At 68.9% G+C, this 20,221-nt stretch carries 22 protein-coding genes; 13 read left to right on the top strand and 9 right to left on the bottom strand.

Going from position 1 to position 20,221, the window contains the following annotated elements:
• Window positions 1–21 precede the first annotated feature (21 nt).
• The 5 genes from OG504_RS28770 to pstB all read left to right on the top strand — a co-directional run bounded on the left by OG504_RS28770 (window position 22) and on the right by pstB (window position 4,968).
• Entirely contained in the window at window positions 22–465 is a 444-nt protein-coding gene (locus tag OG504_RS28770; RefSeq protein ID WP_405992393.1) for an NUDIX hydrolase, read from the top strand.
• 371 nt (window positions 466–836) lie between these two features.
• A complete protein-coding gene (gene pstS / locus OG504_RS28765) occupies window positions 837–1,967 on the top strand; it encodes a phosphate ABC transporter substrate-binding protein PstS (protein ID WP_405992392.1) in 1,131 nt (376 codons plus the stop codon).
• Between the two features lie 108 nt (window positions 1,968–2,075).
• Window positions 2,076–3,086 (top strand): phosphate ABC transporter permease subunit PstC, encoded by a 1,011-nt coding sequence (pstC, locus tag OG504_RS28760; RefSeq protein ID WP_405992391.1) that lies wholly within the window; start codon window positions 2,076–2,078, stop codon window positions 3,084–3,086.
• A complete protein-coding gene (gene pstA / locus OG504_RS28755) occupies window positions 3,083–4,144 on the top strand; it encodes a phosphate ABC transporter permease PstA (protein ID WP_405992390.1) in 1,062 nt (353 codons plus the stop codon). The genes pstC and pstA overlap by 4 nt, the downstream gene beginning before the upstream one ends.
• 47 nt (window positions 4,145–4,191) lie before the next feature.
• A complete protein-coding gene (gene pstB / locus OG504_RS28750) occupies window positions 4,192–4,968 on the top strand; it encodes a phosphate ABC transporter ATP-binding protein PstB (RefSeq protein WP_318017226.1) in 777 nt (258 codons plus the stop codon).
• A 339-nt stretch (window positions 4,969–5,307) separates the two neighbouring features.
• Here the strand turns inward: pstB and OG504_RS28745 are convergent, their stop codons facing one another.
• Window positions 5,308–6,306: an anion permease gene (locus OG504_RS28745; protein ID WP_405992389.1), complete on the bottom strand. Its 999-nt coding sequence runs from the start codon at window positions 6,304–6,306 to the stop codon at window positions 5,308–5,310.
• A gap of 7 nt (window positions 6,307–6,313) precedes the next feature.
• Window positions 6,314–6,934, bottom strand: coding sequence for a DUF47 domain-containing protein (locus OG504_RS28740; protein WP_266770821.1), 621 nt, complete (start codon window positions 6,932–6,934; stop codon window positions 6,314–6,316).
• A gap of 197 nt (window positions 6,935–7,131) precedes the next feature.
• Here OG504_RS28740 and OG504_RS28735 point away from each other — a divergent pair, with 197 nt between their 5' ends.
• Window positions 7,132–7,497, top strand: a complete 366-nt coding sequence (locus OG504_RS28735) for a metal-sensitive transcriptional regulator (protein ID WP_405996452.1) — start codon at window positions 7,132–7,134, stop codon at window positions 7,495–7,497.
• Here the strand turns inward: OG504_RS28735 and OG504_RS28730 are convergent.
• Together OG504_RS28730 and OG504_RS28725 are read right to left on the bottom strand one after the other, a co-directional pair.
• On the bottom strand, window positions 7,494–7,676 hold the full coding sequence (locus tag OG504_RS28730; protein WP_365309157.1) for a hypothetical protein: 183 nt from the start codon (window positions 7,674–7,676) through the stop codon (window positions 7,494–7,496). The two genes, OG504_RS28735 and OG504_RS28730, sit on opposite strands and share 4 nt — an antisense overlap.
• Before the next feature lie 107 nt (window positions 7,677–7,783).
• Window positions 7,784–8,647 (bottom strand): hypothetical protein, encoded by an 864-nt coding sequence (locus OG504_RS28725; RefSeq protein WP_405992388.1) that lies wholly within the window; start codon window positions 8,645–8,647, stop codon window positions 7,784–7,786.
• Window positions 8,648–8,819: 172 nt separating this feature from the next.
• Here OG504_RS28725 and OG504_RS28720 point away from each other — a divergent pair, with 172 nt between their 5' ends.
• Entirely contained in the window at window positions 8,820–8,999 is a 180-nt protein-coding gene (locus tag OG504_RS28720; protein WP_078652460.1) for a hypothetical protein, read from the top strand.
• A 65-nt stretch (window positions 9,000–9,064) separates the two neighbouring features.
• Entirely contained in the window at window positions 9,065–10,636 is a 1,572-nt protein-coding gene (locus OG504_RS28715; RefSeq protein WP_405992387.1) for an FAD-binding oxidoreductase, read from the top strand.
• Between the two features lie 148 nt (window positions 10,637–10,784).
• Here the strand turns inward: OG504_RS28715 and OG504_RS28710 are convergent, their stop codons facing one another.
• The 3 genes from OG504_RS28710 to OG504_RS28700 form a co-directional block, all read right to left on the bottom strand.
• Window positions 10,785–11,492 carry a phosphatase PAP2 family protein gene (locus OG504_RS28710; protein ID WP_405992386.1) on the bottom strand — a complete coding sequence of 236 codons (708 nt, stop codon included), beginning with the start codon at window positions 11,490–11,492 and terminating at the stop codon, window positions 10,785–10,787.
• Between the two features lie 166 nt (window positions 11,493–11,658).
• Window positions 11,659–12,603 (bottom strand): NlpC/P60 family protein, encoded by a 945-nt coding sequence (locus OG504_RS28705; RefSeq protein WP_405996451.1) that lies wholly within the window; start codon window positions 12,601–12,603, stop codon window positions 11,659–11,661.
• Window positions 12,604–12,850: 247 nt separating this feature from the next.
• Window positions 12,851–13,639, bottom strand: a complete 789-nt coding sequence (locus tag OG504_RS28700) for a trypsin-like serine peptidase (RefSeq protein ID WP_405992385.1) — start codon at window positions 13,637–13,639, stop codon at window positions 12,851–12,853.
• A gap of 189 nt (window positions 13,640–13,828) precedes the next feature.
• Between OG504_RS28700 and OG504_RS28695 the strand changes: the two genes are divergently transcribed.
• Together OG504_RS28695 and OG504_RS28690 are read left to right on the top strand one after the other, a co-directional pair.
• A complete protein-coding gene (locus tag OG504_RS28695) occupies window positions 13,829–14,134 on the top strand; it encodes a DUF397 domain-containing protein (RefSeq protein ID WP_405992384.1) in 306 nt (101 codons plus the stop codon).
• Window positions 14,127–14,510, top strand: a complete 384-nt coding sequence (locus OG504_RS28690; protein ID WP_405992383.1) for a VOC family protein — start codon at window positions 14,127–14,129, stop codon at window positions 14,508–14,510. Before OG504_RS28695 ends, OG504_RS28690 begins: the two co-directional genes overlap by 8 nt.
• Before the next feature lie 39 nt (window positions 14,511–14,549).
• On the opposite strand, the gene OG504_RS28685 is transcribed toward OG504_RS28690, so the two are convergent.
• Complete coding sequence (locus OG504_RS28685) at window positions 14,550–15,311, bottom strand: SDR family oxidoreductase (protein ID WP_405992382.1); 762 nt, start codon at window positions 15,309–15,311, stop codon at window positions 14,550–14,552.
• Window positions 15,312–15,367: 56 nt separating this feature from the next.
• Between OG504_RS28685 and OG504_RS28680 the strand changes: the two genes are divergently transcribed.
• On the top strand, window positions 15,368–15,991 hold the full coding sequence (locus tag OG504_RS28680; RefSeq protein ID WP_405992381.1) for a TetR/AcrR family transcriptional regulator: 624 nt from the start codon (window positions 15,368–15,370) through the stop codon (window positions 15,989–15,991).
• A 464-nt stretch (window positions 15,992–16,455) separates the two neighbouring features.
• Here the strand turns inward: OG504_RS28680 and OG504_RS28675 are convergent, their stop codons facing one another.
• Window positions 16,456–17,421 (bottom strand): oxidoreductase, encoded by a 966-nt coding sequence (locus OG504_RS28675; protein ID WP_405992380.1) that lies wholly within the window; start codon window positions 17,419–17,421, stop codon window positions 16,456–16,458.
• 99 nt (window positions 17,422–17,520) lie between these two features.
• Between OG504_RS28675 and OG504_RS28670 the strand changes: the two genes are divergently transcribed.
• Together OG504_RS28670 and OG504_RS28665 are read left to right on the top strand one after the other, a co-directional pair.
• Window positions 17,521–18,117 carry a TetR/AcrR family transcriptional regulator gene (locus tag OG504_RS28670; RefSeq protein ID WP_405992379.1) on the top strand — a complete coding sequence of 199 codons (597 nt, stop codon included), beginning with the start codon at window positions 17,521–17,523 and terminating at the stop codon, window positions 18,115–18,117.
• A 440-nt stretch (window positions 18,118–18,557) separates the two neighbouring features.
• Entirely contained in the window at window positions 18,558–19,919 is a 1,362-nt protein-coding gene (locus OG504_RS28665; protein ID WP_405992378.1) for a peptidase S8, read from the top strand.
• Window positions 19,920–20,221 lie beyond the last annotated feature (302 nt).

Genomic DNA, 20,221 nt, shown 5'->3' with positions numbered 1-20,221 from the left:
GGAGGAGACGGTGAACGACCAGTGACTTCCACGCACGACACCACCGTCCAGGCGGCCGGCTGCGTCCTGTGGCGCCGCCCGTCCGCCGGAGCCCTCGAACTGGCGCTGGTCCACCGGCCCAAATGGGACGACTGGTCGTGGCCCAAGGGCAAGCTCAAGCGGGGCGAGACGTTCGAGGAGGCCGCCCGCCGCGAGGTGCTGGAGGAGACCGGCCACGCGTGCCGGCTGGGGACACGGCTCCCGTCGGCCCAGTACCTCGACCATCACGGGCGGCCCAAAGAGGTCCGCTACTGGGCGGCGGAGGCGACCGGCGGAGCCTTCGCACCCAACGACGAGGTCGACGTACTGCTCTGGCTCACCCCGGACGAGGCCCACCAGCGGCTCTCCTACGAACGGGACCGCGACCTGATCTCCCTCGCACTCATGGCCGTCGGCACCGACGAGGACGGGCGGGAGCCGCGATGAGCACGCTACCGCCGGTGCCTTCCCGCCCACCGTGCGTTACGTTGCGAACGGGCGGACCAGGACGCTCCACCCGCCCGAAACCGTCTCACCCAGCCGAGGGACCGCACCCTCGTGGGCGCGCTGCCGACCGGTCCACGCCTGGCATAGTCCGGAATCAGCCCGTGTCCTCGACGTGAGCGTTCCGTGACCTAACCGCACCGCCCACAGGGGTTCACCCTCCGTTCACTTATGCCCATAGGCGCCTTCACCTGTTCTGCCTAATTTCGGCCTTACGCGATGCGAGCCGCGACCTGGGGGTCGCCACCCGCGTCACCCCGTCTTCGCACGCCGCCGTAATTCAGGACGGCGGCTCTCGGAAGGAACTCTTTCAAGTGAAGCTTCAGCGCATGAACCGGCGGGCCCTCACCCTCGGTGCTCTCGCGGTCTCCGGCGCCCTGGCCCTCACGGCGTGCGGCTCGGACGACAACGGCGGCTCCTCCAGCAGCAGCAGCTCGTCGGCGGCCAACGCCAGCTCGGCCAACTGCGGCACGGCGAAGAAGGGCCAGCAGCTCCTCGCCGACGGCTCGTCCGCGCAGAAGAACGCGATCGACGCGTGGGTCAAGGCCTTCAGCCAGGCCTGTGGCGTCCAGATCAACTACAAGGGCGGCGGCTCCGGCGCCGGTGTCACCTCCTTCAACCAGGGTCAGCTGGCCTTCGCCGGTTCCGACTCCGCGCTGAAGCCCGAAGAGGTCACCGCCTCGAAGCAGGTCTGCTCCGGCGGCCAGGGCATCGACCTCCCGATGGTCGGCGGCCCGATCGCGCTCGGCTACAACGTCCCGGGTGTCGACAACCTGGTCCTGGACGCCCCGACGCTCGCCAAGATCTTCGACAGCAAGATCACCAACTGGAACGACGCGGCGATCAAGAAGCTGAACCCGTCCGCCAAGCTGCCCGACCTCAAGATCCAGGCGTTCCACCGCTCGGACGAGTCCGGCACCACGGACAACTTCACCAAGTACCTGATCGCCACCACCGCCGCCAACTGGAAGTACTCCGGCGGCAAGGCCTGGCAGGCCAAGGGCGGCCAGTCGGCAGCCGGCTCCGCGGGCGTGGCCGCGGGGGTCAAGCAGACCTCCGGCGCCATCGGCTACTTCGAGCTCTCCTACGTCGGTGACGGCGTCAAGGCCGTCAGCATCAACACCGGTGCCTCCGCCCCGGTCGCACCCAGCACCGACAGCGCCACCAAGGACATCGCCGACGCCAAGGTCATCGGCACCGGCTCGGACCTGGCGCTCAAGCTGAACTACAACACCAAGGCCGAGGGCGCGTACCCGATCACCCTGGTGACGTACGAGATCGTCTGCGACAAGGGCAACAAGGCCGACACGCTGCCCGCGACGAAGGCGTTCCTCACCTACATCGCCAGCGAGGAGGGCCAGAAGGTCCTCAGCACCATCGACTACGCGCCGATCCCCGACGCGATCATCACCAAGGTTCGCAGCACCATCGCGAGCATCAGCTAGTCCGAGTGTGCGGCCGGGTCCCGGACCAGGGACCCGGCCGCACCGTCCGGTGCACCGCCGCCACGGACCCCACACCGCACGTGTGGACCCGCAGACCGGAGAAACCCGATGGACATATCGACCAAGAACCCCGAAGAGGCACCGCCTCCCACCCCCGCACCCTCGGCCGCCGCGCAGAAGCGCACGGCCCGCGGTGCCACCCGACCCGGTGACCGGATCTTCCTCGGTCTCTCCCGCGGGTCGGGCATCCTGCTGTTGGTGATCATGGCCGCGATCGCGGTCTTCCTCACCTATCGCGCCTCGCTCGCGATCAGCAAGGACCACGCGAACTTCCTCACCACCTTCGAGTGGAACACCAACCTGCTGCCGCCGAAGTTCGGCATCGCCGTCCTGGCGTTCGGCACGGTGGTGTCCTCGATCATCGCCATGGTCATCGCGGTCCCGATCGCGGTCGCCATCGCCCTGTTCACCACGCACTACGCCCCGCGCAAGCTCCGCGGCCCGGTCTCGTACGTCATCGACCTGCTGGCCGCCGTACCGTCCATCGTGTACGGCCTGTGGGGCGCCCTGATCCTCGTACCGCACATGGTCGGGCTCTTCGGGTGGCTCAACGACTACTTCGGCTGGACCGGGATCTTCTCCTGGGACGAAGGCGCCCCCCGCTCGATGCTCACCGTCGGCATCCTGCTCGCGATCATGATCCTGCCGATCATCACCAACGTGAGCCGTGAGGTCTTCCGCCAGGCCCCGCAGATGATCGAAGAGGCGGCCCTCGCCCTCGGCGCCACCCGCTGGGAGGTCATCCGCATGGCGGTGATCCCCTTCGGCCGCTCCGGCGTGATCTCCGCCTCGATGCTCGGTCTCGGCCGTGCGCTCGGCGAGACGATGGCCGTCGCCACCGTGCTCTCCCCGGACTTCCTGATCCACGCCAGCCTGCTCAACCCGGGCGGCGGAACCTTCGCCCAGAACATCGCCAGCAAGTTCAGCGAGGCGTCGGCGGACGGCCGGGACGCGCTCATCGCGTCCGGTCTCGTCCTGTTCGTCATCACCCTGCTGGTCAACGGCGCGGCCCGGCTCATCATCGCCCGCCGCGCGGAGTACTCGGGGGCCAACGCATGAGCAACGCAGCCGTAGCGGAAAAGCCCGTGAGCACCCTGCAGGGCGCGACCCTCCCGAAGTGGTCGCCGTACGCGATCGCCGGCGGGTCCATCGTCGTGGCCGTCCTCATCGGACTGGTCGGCAGCCTCGACAGCAAGATCCAGTGGGGCCTGATCGCGGCGATCCTCTTCGTCGTCGGCACGTACGTCATCGCCGCCCGCGTCGAGGGCAGCCGCCAGGCCAAGGACCGGATCGCGACCAGCCTGGTCTGGGTCGCGTTCCTCCTCGCCGTCGTCCCGCTCGTCTCCCTCCTGTGGACGACGATCTCGCGCGGCGTGAAGGTCCTCGACATCTACTTCCTGACCCACTCGATGGGTGTGGTCGCCGACTCCGAGCCCGGCGGCGGGATCTACCACGCCATCATCGGCAGCCTGGAGCAGGTCGGCCTCGCCACCCTGATCGGCGCCCCGATCGGTGTGCTCACCGCGATCTACCTGGTCGAGTACGGACGCGGCGCCCTCTCCAAGTGGGTCACCTTCTTCGTCGACGTCATGACGGGCATCCCGTCGATCGTCGCGGGTCTGTTCATCCTGTCCCTGATGCTCATGTGGGACATGGAGCCCTTCGGCTTCGCCGGTTCCTGCGCCCTGGCCATCCTGATGATGCCGGTCGTGGTCCGCTCCACCGAGGAGATGCTGAAGCTCGTCCCGAACGAGCTGCGCGAGGCATCGCTCGCCCTCGGCATCCCGAAGTGGCGCACGATCCTCAAGGTCGTCCTCCCCACCGCGATCGGCGGCATCACCACCGGCATCATGCTGTCGGTGGCCCGTATCGCCGGTGAGACCGCGCCCGTCCTGCTGCTGGTGTTCGGCAACCCGTTCATCAACAACGACCCGTTCCACGGGGCGCAGGCGTCGCTGCCGCTGTACATCTACCAGCAGTTCGCGCAGAGCGCGGGCGCCGGAGCGGCCTACGACCGCGCCTGGGCGGCCTCGCTCACCCTGATCGCCTTCGTGATGATCCTCAACCTGGTGGCCCGCGGCATCGCCCGCTGGAAGGCCCCCAAGACCGGTCGCTGACCGCGACCCCCTCAGCGACCGTTCCGAAGTCTGGAAGTGAAGCAGTCATGTCCAAGCGAATCGACGTCAGTGGGCTCACCGCCTACTACGGCTCCCACAAGGCAATCGAAGACATCTCGATGACGGTCGAGCCCCGCTCGGTGACGGCCTTCATCGGCCCCTCCGGCTGCGGCAAGTCGACGTTCCTGCGCACGCTCAACCGTATGCACGAGGTCACGTCCGGCGGCCGCGTCGAGGGCAAGGTCCTCCTGGACGACGAGGACCTCTACGGCCACGGCATCGACCCGGTGTCCGTCCGCCGCGAGATCGGCATGGTCTTCCAGCGCCCGAACCCGTTCCCCACGATGTCGATCTTCGACAACGTGGCGGCGGGCCTACGCCTGAACGGCAGCTACAAGAAGAGCGAGCTGTCGGACGTGGTGGAGAAGTCCCTCAAGGGCGCGAACCTCTGGAACGAGGTCAAGGACCGCCTGAACAAGCCGGGTTCGGGCCTGTCCGGCGGCCAGCAGCAGCGTCTGTGCATCGCGCGGGCGATCGCGGTGGAACCGAAGGTCCTCCTCATGGACGAGCCCTGCTCGGCCCTGGACCCCATCTCCACCCTCGCGATCGAGGACCTGATCGGCGAGCTGAAGGAACGCTTCACGATCGTCATCGTGACGCACAACATGCAGCAGGCGGCGCGTGTCTCGGACCGTACGGCCTTCTTCAACCTGGCGGCGGTCGGCCAGCCCGGCCGCCTGATCGAGATCGACGACACGGAGCGCATCTTCTCCAACCCGTCGGTCCAGGCCACGGAGGACTACATCTCGGGCCGCTTCGGCTAAACCGGGAGTTCCTCCTCTGAACCCCTCGCGGTGCTGCATGGCGGTGCCACCGCGAGGACGAAAAGGGCCCGCCCCTGGCTCCCGGGGGCGGGCCCGTTCGTTTGCGTTTCCCACCCACCCACCCACCCGTTTACGGTGGGTCGAGAGGTGAGCGACCCGCGTCTCGACTTGTGTACCCACCCAGCCGTTTACGGCAGGTCGCGAGGTCGAAAGGTGGAGCGCTCGCGAGACCCCGGCCCATTCGCTCTGCTTCTACGGCACCCTCTTGGCCGACCGTAAACGGGTGGGTGGGTGGGAAACAGGGGGCCAGGGGGCGCAGCCCCCGGCATACAGCGGCGCCTACAGGAACGCCAGATCCACGACCCAGAACGAGCACGCAGCCACCACCGCGGCCGCCGGCATCGTGATGAACCACCCCAGCACGATGTTCTTCGCAACACCCCACCGCACGGCATTGACCCGCTTCGTCGCCCCGACACCCATGATCGCCGAGGTGATGACATGGGTCGTGGAAACCGGCGCCTTGAAGAGATAGGCGGTGGTGAACATGATCGCCGCACCCGTCGTCTCCGCCGCGAACCCCTGCGGCGGATCCAGCTCGATGATCTTCCGCCCCAGCGTCCGCATGATCCGCCACCCACCCGCGTACGTCCCCAGCGACAGCATCAACGCGCAGACGATCTTCACCCAGACCGGAATCGGATCGCCGTACGTCGAGTGGCCGGAAATCACCAGTGCCATCACGACGACACCCATGGTCTTCTGCGCGTCCTGGAGACCATGACCGAGGGCCATCCCCGCCGCGGACACGGTCTGCGCGATACGGAACCCCCGCTTCGCCTTGTGCGGGTTCGCCTTCCGGAAGATCCACATGATCGCCGTCATCACCAGATAACCGCCGACCAGACCGACGACCGGCGACACGAACATCGGCACGATGACCTTGTCGACGACCCCGTGCCAGATGACATCCGTACCGCCCGCGAGCGCGGCCCCCACCATGCCGCCGAACAACGCGTGCGAGGACGACGACGGCAGCCCGAAGTACCAGGTGACCAGGTTCCAGGTGATCGCGCCGACCAGCGCGGCGAAGAGGATCCCCATCCCCTTCGACCCCTCGGGGGTCTCGATCAGCCCCTCACTCACCGTCTTGGCGACCCCGGAACCGAGAAACGCACCGGCGAGATTCATCACGGCGGCCATCGCGAGCGCCGCGCGCGGAGTCAGCGCCCGGGTCGAGACGGACGTAGCAATCGCGTTGGCGGAGTCGTGGAAACCGTTCGTGTACGTGAAAAAGAGCGCGACCAGAATGGTCACGACCAGAGCGAAGGTGTCCATGGAGAGGTCAGGACTCCTTGACGGCGATGGTCTCCACCGTGTTCGCCACGTGCTCGAACGCGTCCGCCGCTTCCTCCAGCACATCCACGATCTGCTTGAGCTTCAGCACCTCGATCGCGTCGTACTTGCCGTTGAAGAGCTGGGCCAGCAGCTTGCGGTGGATCTGGTCGGCCTGGTTCTCCAGGCGGTTGACCTCGATCCAGTACTCCGTGAGGTTGTCCATCGTGCGCAGGTTCGGCATGGCCTCAGCGGTGAGCTCCGCCGCCCGCGCCAGCACCTCGATCTGCTGCTCGACGCCCTTGGGCAGTTCCTCCACGTTGTAGAGGACGACCAGGTCGACGGCCTCCTCCATGAAGTCCATGATGTCGTCGAGGCAGGAGGCGAGGTTGTAGATGTCCTCGCGGTCGAAGGGCGTGATGAAGGAGGAGTTCAGCTGATGGAAGATCGCGTGCGTGGCATCGTCACCGGCGTGTTCCGCGGCCCGCATACGCTCTGCGATCTCGGCCCGGCCGGCGGTGTCCGCCCCGAGCAGTTCCATGAGGAGTTTCGAGCCCGTGACGATGTTGTCCGCGGACGCGGCGAACATGTCGTAGAAGCTCGTCTCCCTGGGGGTCAGACGAAAGCGCACAAGGGGTCCTCGGGAAGCATGGGTTTCGGTCAGGCTGATGCTAAGTGCATCATCCGGCCACGGCTAATGGGCCGTCCCCCAGTGTCGCCCATCAGGCACAGTGATCCGCACGGGGGCGTACCAAGGGCCCTATACCCAGCAAAGTTCGTTACGATATACCCACTAGGGGTATATGTCTGGAGGACGCGATGGACGCGATGACGACCACCGAGGCCGGCGCGGCGGCAGCGCCCTCCGAACCGGCGCACGAGCCGGCCGGGAAATCGACCCAGGAACCGGTCACGCACGGTTACCACCACCAGAAGGACGAGCACCTCAAGCGCCTGCGCAGGATCGAGGGCCAGGTCCGCGGACTGCAGCGCATGGTCGACGAGGACGTCTACTGCATCGACATACTCACCCAGGTGTCCGCCTCCACGAAGGCCCTGCAGTCGTTCGCGCTGCAGCTCCTGGAGGAACACCTGCGGCACTGCGTCGCGGACGCGGCGGTCAAGGGCGGCGAGGAGATCGACGCGAAGGTCGACGAGGCGACGAAGGCGATCGCCCGACTCCTCCGCACCTAGCCCCTGGACCCGCCGGGGGCATCCCGCTCCTCGGCGACCTTCAGCACCTCGTCGATGCTCTCCAGGCTGAGCCGGTCCTCAGCGGCCGAGGCCGCGATGATCAGGTCTCCGCACAGCTCGATCTCGGCGAGGGCCACGTGGTCCTGAACTGCCGTACCGCCGACCGGAGCCACGTGCATCACCTCTTCTCTGCCGTCACCGACTTCCTAGAGTAGGGAGCGGTCTACACAACGCGCATGGCACGGACGGGCTAGTCCTCACCCCGACCCACACCGACCGTTTCAGGTCACTTCTCGGCGATCTGCCCGGCGTAGATGTCCTTCGAGGCCGGAAGTCGTACGTCCACGGGGGCCCCGAAGTCGTACAGCAACGTCGTCGAGGTGACCGCCACCGGGTTGTGCCGCTGCCCGTTGACGAAGCTGAACCGCTGCCCCAGCTTGCGGACGCGCCCCTGGTCGTCGAGGTAGACGTCGAAGGGCACCCGGGCGGTGGCGAACCCTTTCGCCGCCGACCGCAGAGCCGCCTCGTTCCCCGCCGACGCGCTCCGCGCGGCGACGGCGAGATCGGCGACCCCCCGATAGTGACGCACGGAGGCCCCGGCCACCTCCGTCTTCCCCAGATACGTCGCGCCAGTCGTCCCGCGCAGCAACTCGGCGGCGGCGTACGGGTCGGTGGCCCCGCCGGTCACGAGGTTGCCGTCGGTCAGCGTCCCGGTGTCGACCCGTACCCATTTGTCGGCGGGCACCCCGGCACCCCGGTTCTTCATGAACAGGGCGCCCGGCGCGAGGAGTTCGGTGATCGGCCGGTGTTCGCTGGCGCCGGCCGGGTCCTGCGGCAACTGCACCTTCAGCCGGCCGAGTTGGCGCCGGAAGTCGTAGACGCCCTCGCCGCGGATGGTCACGCGGGTACCGCCGGTGGCCATCTCCATGGACGTACGGGCCTGTGAACTCCCCGCCGCCACAAGGGAGTCGGCCGCGCGCCGCACCGCCGCGACCGCGTCCCCACCGCCGCGCGCGTCCGCGGTCGCCGCTCCGTCACCCGCGCTGCATCCACCGGCGCCGACACAGACCCCGACCATGAGTCCCGCCGCGACGACCACCCCGCCGGCCGTCCACCGGTCCCGGCTCCGCTCGGCCGGGGGGATCCCCATCTGCTGCCGCTCCATAGCCTGCCGTACCCCCGTACGTCGTCACGGGCCCTGTCGTTCCGCTTAACGACGGGTGGATGGGCCCGTCACGCGTTGTCGCGGCCGTACAACCGCCCTATGGGCGTCGCGCGACCGCCATACGAGCGCTTTACCCGGGCTCGGTACCGTGGTCGACGTGGCGCAGCAGGACGAACGACAGGCTCCCCCCGCACATCCCGAACATCGCACGACGACGGTCGAGCAGGGCCCTTTCTGCTTCGCCCGTTGCGTCTGCGGCTGGCGAGGTCCGGCGAGACGGGCGAGAAGCCAGGCCAGGACGGATGCCACGGGGCATCTGCCTGTTCCGAACCTGTGACATGCGCACGAGAACTTGTGGGGTCCGGCCCGTATCTCACTTGACGGAACCCCACAGGAGGCGAAATGGAACGGCGTTCGTTCATAGGCGGCGGCGTGGCCGCGATAGCGGCGGTCGCGACCACCGCGTGCAACGGCAAGAACACCGGCGGCGGTGACGCGTCCGCGACGGCGTCCAACGCCTCCACCTCGACGAGCACATCGGGCCTGCGCACCACCACCGCGGCCGCCGCCGCGAACTGGGCCGCCCTGGCCCGTGAGCTGGACGGCACCCTGGTCCGCCCCGGTGACGCCTCCTGGAAGACGGCCCACCAGCTCTACAACACCCGCTTCGACTCCCTGAAGCCGGCCGCGGTGGCGTACGTCGCGAACCCCGACGACATCCGTTCGGTCCTCTCCTACGCCCGCGCCCACAACATCCACGTCGCGATCCGCAACGGCGGCCACTCCTACGCGGGCTACTCCTCCGGCGACGGCCGTCTCATCGTCGACGTGTCGAAGCTGAACAAGATCCGGGCGAGCGGTTCCTCCGCGGTCGTCGGCGCCGGCGCCAAGCTGATCGACGTCTACCGGGGCCTGGCCGCGAAGGGCGTGACGATCCCCGCGGGCTCCTGCCCGACGGTCGGCGTCTCCGGCCTCACCCTGGGCGGCGGCCACGGCGTGGTCTCCCGGGCGTACGGCCTGACCTGCGACAGCCTCACCCAGGCCACGCTGATCACCGCGGACGGCAAGCAGCTGGTCGCCAACTCCACTGAGAACAAAGACCTGTTCTGGGCGCTGCGCGGCGCGGGCAACGGCAACTTCGGCGTCGTGACCGAGCTGCAGTTCAAGACCCACCCCGCGCCCCAGGCCGTATCGGGCTATCTGACCTGGCCGTCGTCGATGGCGGCGGCCGTGGTGAAGGCATGGCAGGAGTGGGGCCCGGACCAGCCCGACGAGATCTGGTCGTCCTGCCACCTGACGAACACGCCGGGCGGCACCCCCAAGGTCTCGGTGGCCGCGTTCTCCCTGGGCACCTACAACGAACTCCAGAACGCGGTCGACAAGCTGGCCCACCTGGTCGGCGGCAACGCGTCGAGCGTCTCGCTGAAGCGGCACACGTACGAGGAGTCGATGGACGCGTACGCGGGCTGCTCGTCGTTCTCGACGGACGCCCAGTGCCATCTGCCGGGTTCGACCCCCGGCCGCTCCCCGCAGGGCGCACTCGCGAGGGAGACCTACGTCGGCCGCTCGGACTTCTTCGACCGCTCGATCTCGGCCACGGGCATCCAGACGATGCTCAACCAGATGAAGGCGGTCCGCGGCAACTCCGGCGACATCGCCCTGACGGCCCTCGGCGGCGCGGTCAACCGCGTCTCCCCCACGGCGACGGCCTTCGTCCACCGCCGCTCGCGCATCCTGGCCCAGTACATAGTCTCCTGGCCCTCCGGCACGGCCGGCACATCGGCCCAGTCCTGGCTGACGTCCTTCCACAACGCCATGAAGCCCTACGCCTCCGGCGCGGCCTACCAGAACTACACAGACCCAACTCTCACCAACTGGCGCAAGGCGTACTACGGCGACGCGGCCACCCGCCTGGCAACTCTGAAGAAGCAGTACGACCCGACCCACTTCTTCACATACCCGCAGGGGCTGTAGGCGGGGCCAAGCAAGGGGTACGAAATCAGCTCCGGTTCGGCAACCCCCTCAGGGGCGCGGCGCTGTATCCAACTGCGGCTCCGCCGCGCGGGCGCGACCAGCCACAACGGACACCCGCAGCCGACGACCCGACCTCCAGGCGGAGCCTTTATGCCGCAAGGTCCCGCTCTTCAGTACCGGACGACTCAGTGCGGGCCCCCGGGATCAAGGCGTCCCGCCGAACCCGCCGAGCATCGGCCGACCGAACCAGCCACCCACCCCACGCCGACCACTCAACCGCCTTGAGCACCGGCGTAAGCAGAGCCATGGCAACCGGAGAGAGAAGCAGAGCAACAGCCGTACCGAGCGCGAACCCACCGATCACGTCGGTCGGATAGTGCACGCCCATGTAGACCCGGCAGAACCCTTCGAGCAGCGCGAGCCCGATCCCCGCCACCCCGAACCGCCGGTCCGCGACGAACAACGCGACCCCCATCGCCATGGTGATGGTCGCGTGATCGCTCACGAACGAGTAGTCGGTCTTCCCGGAGATCAGCACATCGAGCCCGGTGTGGTCGAGGAACGGCCGGGGCCGCTCCACGAACCCGCGTATGGGCACGTTCACGAGGACAGCGAACGAGGCGGCGAGCGGCGCCCACACGAGCCCGGCCACAGAACCCGCCGCGTCCTCGCCCCCACGCCGCCGCACAGACCACCAGCACCACACCACGAGCAGCACCATCGCGACGAGCAACCCGTACTCACCGACGAACTCCATGCCCCGGTCGAACCAGTGCGGTGCGTCCTTGGCGAGCCCATTGATGTCGTAGAGCAGATCGACGTCGGGATTCGACCCGGATTCGGCGAGTACAGCCATGGTGCTGCGGCTCCTTCGTCGTAGTTCCGGGCGCACCTCTCGTGCGCATTACTGAACAGGAACGCACGGTCCCGCTTAATACGTTCCACCCTCCACCGAATGATCACTCAGACGTTATCGAAGAGAGACTCATCGCCGCAGCTCAGGGGGTGGGTTCACGCTCGGTTCACACCGTCGTGGGGAGCGCTTTCGCGCCATCTTCGGTGACCCGGGTGGCCCCGAAGTAATCGGGGGTGTCAATGGGGTCGAAACGGATCACAGCACCCGTCCGGGGTGCGTCGATCATGTACCCGCCGCCGACATAAATCCCCACATGCCGGATCGCCCGGGAATTGGTCAGGTCGTCCGAGAAGAACACCAGATCTCCCGGCAGCAATTCGGCCCGCTGCGGATGCGGTCCCGCGTTGTACTGATCGTTCGCGACACGCGGCAACGTGATCCCCGCCGCCGCGAACGCCGCCTTCGTCAGCCCCGAGCAGTCGAACCGCCCGTCCTGGTCGGCCGTACCGTTCCCGCCCCACAGATACGGCGTGCCGAGCTTGCCCTGTGCGTAGGTGATGGCGGTCGCGGCCTGCTCGGAGGGATCGACCCGGCTGACGGGCGCGGCGAAGCTCTGCGAGAGCGTCGTGATCGTCTTCACGTAGTTCTTGGTCTCGGAGTACGGCGGCACACCCCCGTACTTGATGACCGCGTACGCCCCCGCGTTGTACGAGGCGAGCATGTTCGCGGTCTGGTTCCCCGGCACGTCCTTCACGTACGAGGCGAGCTCGCAGTCGTAGGTCGCGGCCGACGGGATCGCGTCGTTCGGGTCCCATACGTTGCGTACGCCGTCGCCGTTGCCGTCGATCCCGTGCGTGGCCCAGGTCCCGGGGATGAACTGCGCTATCCCCTCGGCCTTCGCCGGGCTCTTCGCGTTCGGGTTGAACCCGCTCTCCTGGTACAGCTGAGCGGCGAGCAGCGCGGGGTTGAGGGCGGGACAGAGGTTGCCCCACTTCTGCACGAGCGCCGAATACGCCGTCGGCACCGCGCCCTTGGCGAGCGCGACGCTCCCGCCGCCGGCCCCGTTCACGAGGTTCCCGGCGACGAGGTAGACCCCGACGACGAGCAGCATCACAAAGCTGAGCCCCAGCCCAGCCGCGACCCCACCGGCCACCCATACTTTTCGCACGGCTCAACCCTCCCCCATGTCAGCCCTGTTCAAGGCCATTTCGGGGCAGGGTGGCGGCATTTCGCCGTGCTTCCACCACATCTGACGCGTATTCAACGAGTCGCGTACACCACACACCGCGCCTTACAGCGCCTCATTACGGACGATCCATACGACTACGGACCAGCGGCCCTACGACTGATCAGCCGTCCTACGACGGGTCGCTCGTGGCGTCCTTGTACAACTCGGCCGCCTCTTTCCCGAACACGACGCTGTACGAGATGTCGGGCGTCAGCCCGCCCTGCTCATGCCCGCCGATGACCCCCACGACCTGCTGGTCCCCGTTCACCCAGGGACTCCCGCTGGTGCCGCCGGTGAAGCCCGGGCAGTCGATGCGCTGCTGGGTGCCGCTGTGCAGGGTCGGCTTGTTGGTGCAGCTGATGGGCTGGTCGGTGGCGGAGGGATACCCGGTGATCGTCACCGCCGTGGCCCCGGTCGCCGTCCCGGTCGTGAACCGGTCGGCGCCCACCACGTCCTCGATGTTCTTGCCGCCCACCTCGACGAGCGTGGCGAACCCGATGTCGCTGTCCTCGGCCTGCCCCTTGGACCACCCGTCCGGCAGGAACCGCTGCTCGACCTTCCACACCCCGTACGGCGCCTTGCCGTCCCGGTAGCCCGGCACGAACACGTCACCGGGGTCCCCGTCCAGGCAGTGCGCGGCGCTGACGATGAGGTTGCGCCCCGCACTGTGCACCACGGACGCTGTGCAGTGGTGGCCGCCGGCAAGGCTGGTGGCATGGGCCGCCCCGAACAGGGCGCCGACCCGCAGGCTCTGCTTGCTCACCTCGGTCACGGTGGTCACCCCGAAGGGCCCCGGACCGTCGTCAGCGGTCGCCACGGACGCCGAGGTCAGCGCCAGCGTCACCACGGCGACGAACAGCGCGTACCTGCGGTTGCCCGCGAGGCGAGCGGAACGGGAGATGCGTGAGCTGCGCTTCATCGGGCCCCACTCTGTCCCACGAAGGTGAGAAAGGACGTCGACGTTTACTGAAATTTCGCTGTGAACAGCGCGTTCGCGCTCAGGTCGACGCTTGGTCCGGCGGTCTGTCCACCGTACTGTCCGTCCGCCCCTCCCGCCTCTCCTGCGCGATACTCGTCGTCTCCCCGGCACCCGACGAAGGAAACCCCCGTGTCCGACATCCCCCCCGACCTCACCTGGGAACGAGCCGCCCCGCCGGACGCGACGGGCCCCGGCCCCTGGATCGAGCTCGCCTTCGGTCCCGGCGACGACGGCGAGGCCCCGGTCTACATCCGCGAGACCAGCGACCCGGAGAACGTAGTCACCACCAACCGCCGCAAGTGGGACGCCTTCGTACTCGGCGTACAGGCAGGCGAGTTCGACCACTTCGTGGAGGGCGTGGAGAACGTGGAGGGCACGGCGGACACAACACCCCTGGAAACCAAGGGAATCAGGCCGGATACGCCGGATGCATAGAAGCCGCGTCTACGCCCTCCTGATCGACACCCCCGGCCCGGAGGCCGCCGTCGCGGCGGCCTTCTGGTCCGCGGCACTCGGCACCCCCGCGGAACCGGTCCCCGGAGAGGAGCAGTTCACCACGCTCCACGAGGCAATTCCCGGCCTGGTCACGGCGGTTCAGTCGATCGACGATCCCAACCCGCGCTTCCACATCGACATCGAGACCGACGAGGTGGAGGCGGAGACCACCCGCCTGCTCACCCTCGGCGCGACCGAGACAGCCCGCTGGTTGGAATGCCGAGTGCTGCGCGCCCCCGGCGGCCACCTGCTCTGCGTCCTGCCGGTGCACAGCGACCCGGCGGTGTTCAACGCCCAGGCGCGCACCTGGAGTTGAGGGGAGCGGGGGAAACCAGGGGGAGCTGGCGGGCGCGGCTCAGAACGTCGTCGTCATCCCGCCGTCCACCGCGATCGTCTGCCCCGTGATGAACGACGCCGCGTCGCCCGCCAGGAACACCACGATCCCGGCGATCTCCGCCGGCCGCCCCCAACGCCCCAGCGCGGTACGGCTCTTGAGCCACCGGCCCCACTCGGGGTCGTCCGCCAGCCCGGCGTTGACCTCGGTCGCGAACGTCCCCGGGGCCACCGAGTTGACCGTCGTACCGCTGGGCCCCAGGTCCGCGGCCAGCGCCCGGGTCAGTCCGTCGAGGCCGGCCTTGGCGGTGGCGTAGGCGATGTCTCCGGTGCGGCCCAACTGGCCGACGACCGAGGAGACGTTGATGATGCGGCCCGAGGTGCCGCGCCCGGCCAGCCCTTCGGCGACCGTCCGGCTCAGCGCGTACGCCGAGATCAGGTGGACGTCCAGCATGTGCGCCAGTTCGTCCGGCGTCATGGCGTCGAGGCCACGCCGGTCCCGGTGCCCGACGTTGTTGACCAGCACGTCGATGTCCCCGAGCCCGCCCACCGCCTCCCGCGCCGCCGCACGGTCGGTCACGTCGAAGACGGCGGCCGCGGCGTCCAGCCCGTCGTCACGCAGCGCGGCGGCGGTCGCCTCCGCGGTGACCGGATCCCGCCCGTTGACCAGCACCCGCGCGCCCGCCCTGGCCAGCCCCCGCGCCATCTCCAGGCCCAGCCCGCGCACCGAGCCGGTCACCAGGGCCGTACGCCCGCCGAGCGCGAAGTCGTCGTGGCCACCCATCCCGCGACCTCCACCGAGACCGACACTGAAACACTCGTTTCAGTTACGGTAGCGCAGTGGGTACGACACCGTCATCACCGCCGTCACAGCCATCACCGCCTTCACCGCCTTCACCGCCTTCACCCCGGCGCACCGAACTCCTCGACGCCTGCTACGGCTACCTCCTCGAGCACGGTCTCACCGGTCTGTCCCTGCGCCCCCTGGCCGCCGCCACGGGCACCAGCCCGCGCGTCCTGCTCTACCTCTTCGGCAGCAAGGACGAGCTCCTACGGCAACTGCTCGCCCGGGCCCGCCACGAGCAGCTCGGGATGATGGCAGCGGTCCTGGCGGAGCCGGACAACGCGGCCGGTACGGCCGGTGACGGCTTCGACGCCCTGACGGAAAGCCTGTGGACCTTCCTCGCCGCACCGGAGCAACGCCCCATGGTGAGGCTGACGTACGAGGCCTTCCTGCTGTCCCTCAGCCACGACCCCGGCCCCTGGGCGGGCTTCGCCGGCGAGGCGGCCCGGGACTGGCTCGACCTCCTCGTACGGGCCCAGCCCCCCGGCACACCACCCGCCCTGGCGGAGACCAGGGCGACCCGGGCACTGGCCCTGATCCGAGGCCTCCTGCTCGACCTGCTGGCCTGCGGAGACGACGGCCGGGTGAGGGCGGCCGCGGGCCGCGACTGGCAGCGGTGAGCCGGGACTCCCTTGAGATATGAGCCGACGGTGCGCCGGGATTCCCCCGAGATATGAGCCGCCGGTGCGCCGGGAATCCCTTGCGGGCCGGGGGTGTACCGGGCCCCTGAGCGAATCCGGTCCCCGGAACGCTGCGCCAATCCGATCCCCGCAGCACTGAGCGAGTCCGACCCCCGCGGCCAGGATCCGCCGATCCCCGACCGGCGACCGGCGACCGGCGACCGGCGACCGGCGACCGGCGAGCAACCGATACCGCCACAACCACGGCCACGGCCACGGCCACGGCCCGATGCTGCCCGACACCGCCCAGCCGACCTGACTCCTGCCTCAACTCCCGCCCGCCTCCTGCCTAAGCTCCCGCCTCGAATCCACCGCGACCTCACGCCCGCCCCGACCGGTGCCTCAGCCCTCGCCCTACCCCAACCCCCGCCCCAACTCAGCTCCCCCTCGAATCCACCGCAACCTCACGCCCGCCCCGACTCCGCCCGCACCGGAAGACTCAGCGCCGGGAAACCCACTCCGGTCAGCCCCTCCGACGCCTCCCACAACCGCTCCGCCGCCTCCACGTCACTCGCCGCCGTGCTCCGCCCCACCAGCGTCGGCGCGCCCCGCATCTCGCCCATCCCGCTCGGGCCGGCGAAACTCGCGCCCGGAAGATCCTGGGTCGCCGCGAAGAGCGTCGGCAGGGCGCCACCCTTGTCGTCCTGGGCGACGACCTTGTTGCCGACGGCCATGAGCACGCGGGAGACCGGGTTCGCCGTATGGCTCTGGAGGTTGGTCGCCGCCCAGCCCGGGTGGGCCGCGAGGGAGCGGACGCGCGAGCCCGACTCCGTGAGCCTGCGCTGGAGTTCGAGCGTGAAGAGCAGGTTGGCGAGCTTGGACTGGGAGTACGCGCGCTGGGGGCTGTAGATCCCGTCCAGGTTCAGGTTCTCGAAGTGGATGAAGCCGTCGCCCATCCGGTGCGCGCCGGAGGAGACGGTCACCACGCGGTCGGTGATGTGCGGCAGCAGCAGGTTCGTGAGGGCGAAGTGGCCCAGGTGGTTCGTGCCGAACTGCATCTCGAAGCCGTCGCGCGTCCGCCGCTCGGGGAGCATCATCACGCCGGCGTTGTTGACGAGCAGGTCGAGCGGCCCGTCCCAGCCCTCGGCGAACTCCCGCACGGACGCCAGATCCGCGAGATCCAGCCGCCGCACCTCGGTACTCCCGCTCACCTTGGCCGCCGCGGCCCGCCCCCGCTCCAGGTCCCGTACGGCGAACACGACACGCGCGCCCGCACGGGCCAGCTCGGCGGCGGCCGCGAACCCGATCCCGCTGTTGGCCCCGGTGACGACGGCGGTACGCCCGGAGAGATCAGGAATCCGCTCGACGCCCCACTTGACCTTGCTCTTGCCCTTGCTACTGCTGCCGATGGTGCTGTCCGTGTTGTCCATGCCTCCCAATGTAGGCAACGCCAACAATGCTGTCAATGACAACAATGGTGACGGCGACAACAATGTCGGCATCGACAACATCGGGATACGATGGTTCGCATGCCTGTACGCCCCTATCACCACGGAGACCTGCGCCAAGCCCTCCTGGCGAGCGCGGAACGCACCCTGCTGGAGAAGGGGGTCGCGGCGCTGTCCCTGCGCGAACTGGCCCGGGACGTCGGCGTGAGCCACGCGGCCCCCGGCCGCCACTTCAAGGACAAGCAGGCCCTGGTGGACGCCCTGGCCCTGACCGGCTTCGAGCGCATGGCCAAGGAACTGACCGCCGCGGACAGCCCCGAACTCCCCCTCGAAGCCCGCCTCACCGAACTGGCCAGGACCTACGTCCACTTCGCGGTCACGAACGCCGAACTGCTGGAGGTCATGTACTCCCGCAAGCACGACCCGGACATCTCCGAGCAGCTCCGGGCAGCGGTGGACGGCACGACAACCCAGTTCGTACAGATCGTCATCGACGCCCAGGAGCGCGGCGAGATGATCCCCGGCCCCCCTTGGACCATCGCCCTCGTCCTCGGCGCCGCCCTCCACGGCACGGCATCCTTCGCAGCCCAGGGCACCCTCACCCCCGAGGCCGCGGTATCCGACATCCCCACCTTGATCCACCACTTGCTGAACGGCCTCACCCCTCGCGAGTCCTGACGCCCCAGGGGTCGCGGGGCTGCGCCGGCACACGACTCCGCAGCACCTCCCAACCCCGCCCGCCCCGGTGCCGTCAGGGGCGCGGGGCTGTGTCGATATGCGGCTCCGCCGCGCGGGCGCACCCAGCCCCCACCCACCCGCACCCCGCAAACAACGGAACCACCCACCCCGAACCCGCCCGCGACCCCAGTCAACGCGCGTCCCGCTGTGAAGTTCCCGTGGAGAGAGTCAAGCCCGAGCCATCCCCACCCCATCCCGCCGCCACTGATCAGCAATCCCCCAACCCCCTTGAGTAACGCGGAAGTCAGAATTCCGGAACCCGCCTTGTTGTCACGTACTCAACAAGAGATGGTCGTCGCGGGCCGCCGCCCCCACCGGGAACCTCACCGGTGGACCCCCCACCCGCAGGCCTCTGCCAACCTCTCTCTGGAGGCTGTACGTTGCGTACGTCACCCCCCAATTCCCCCCACATACGCGGCAACTGGCGCAGACTCGGCGCCGCCGCCACCGCGACCGCCGCGCTCCTGCTCGCCGGACTCGGCACCGCGGCCCACGCGAGCGCCGCCACCACCCCCCACAAGGCGACCGCCAAGACGATCGCCGCCCAGGTCGCCAAGGCCCACGTGCAGTACGCGAAGATCGGCTGCGCCGCGACGCCGAAGAAGGGCTTCGCCGCGTGTAACGCCCTCCGTGTCACCGGCGGCACCACCGCCTTCATGGAGAAGCAGGCCGCGCTGAAGGGCGTCACGCCGAAGACCATCTCCCCGAAGGCCGCCTCGGACGACCCCACCGGCTACGGCCCCTCGGACATCCAGTCCGCCTACGGCCTGGCCGACGCGGCCGCCGACAACGGCTCCGGCGAGACCGTCGCGATCGTCGACGCCTACGACGACCCGAACGCCGAGTCCGACCTCGCGACCTACCGCTCGTACTACGGCCTCTCGGCCTGCACGACGGCCAACGGCTGCTTCAAGAAGGTCAGTCAGACCGGTTCGACGAGCTCGCTGCCGACCGCCGACAGCGGCTGGGCCGGCGAGGAGTCCCTCGACGTCGACATGGTCAGCGCGACCTGCCCGAACTGCAACATCCTCCTGGTCGAGGCCAAGTCGGCGAGCGACGCCAACCTCGGCACCGCGGTGAACGAGGCCGTGAAGCTGGGCGCGAAGTTCGTCTCGAACTCCTACGGCGGCTCGGAGTCCTCCTCCGACACGTCGTACGACACCTCGTACTACAAGCACGCGGGCGTCGCCATCACCGCCAGCGCGGGCGACGAGGCCTACGGCGCCGAGTACCCGGCCGGTTCGCAGTACGTCACCTCGGTCGGCGGCACCAAGCTCTCCACGTCCTCCAACTCCCGCGGCTGGACCGAGTCCGTGTGGAAGACGAGCAGCACCGAGGGCACCGGCTCCGGCTGCTCGGCGTACGACGCCAAGCCCAGCTGGCAGACCGACACCGGCTGCACCAAGCGCATGATCTCCGACGTCTCCGCCGTCGCCGACCCCGCCACGGGCGTCTCGGTCTACGACACCTACGGCGACGACGGCACCGGCTGGGGCACCTACGGCGGCACCAGCGCCTCGTCCCCGATCATCGCCTCGGTCTACGCCCTCGCCGGCACCCCCGGCAGCAGCGACTACCCGGCGTCGTACCCCTACGCAGCGGCCGGCACCTCCGCCCTGAACGACGTGACGAGCGGCAACAACGGCTCCTGCTCGACGAGTTACTTCTGCACCGCGAAGTCGGGCTACGACGGCCCGACCGGCTGGGGCACCCCGGAGGGCGTGTCCGCCTTCACCGGCTGACCGCACTCCACTCCGTAAGAACCTCCCCGTCGGGTCACGGGGAGCCGCCGGCAAGAGGGGGACGTGGGGTCCCCTCGGCGGAGCAAGTGGCAACGGGCCGCGGCAACCAGCCGCGGCCCGTTCGCCGTGCCGTGGGGCCCAACTCCCATGAGAATCCTGTGGGTTTGGTAAAGGGCCAGACCCTGTTCGGTAAGCCGGAAGTCAGGATTCCAGCAGCCCCTTGTTGTCGCGTACTCAACAAGAGATGGTCATCGCGGGCCGCCCCCCACGGCCGGGGAAACCGTACCGGCAGCACGCACCCG

The organism is Streptomyces sp. NBC_00986 (genome assembly GCF_045162565.1).
Taxonomy (GTDB): domain Bacteria; phylum Actinomycetota; class Actinomycetes; order Streptomycetales; family Streptomycetaceae; genus Streptomyces.
This window is presented reverse-complemented; position numbering and strand designations above follow the sequence as displayed.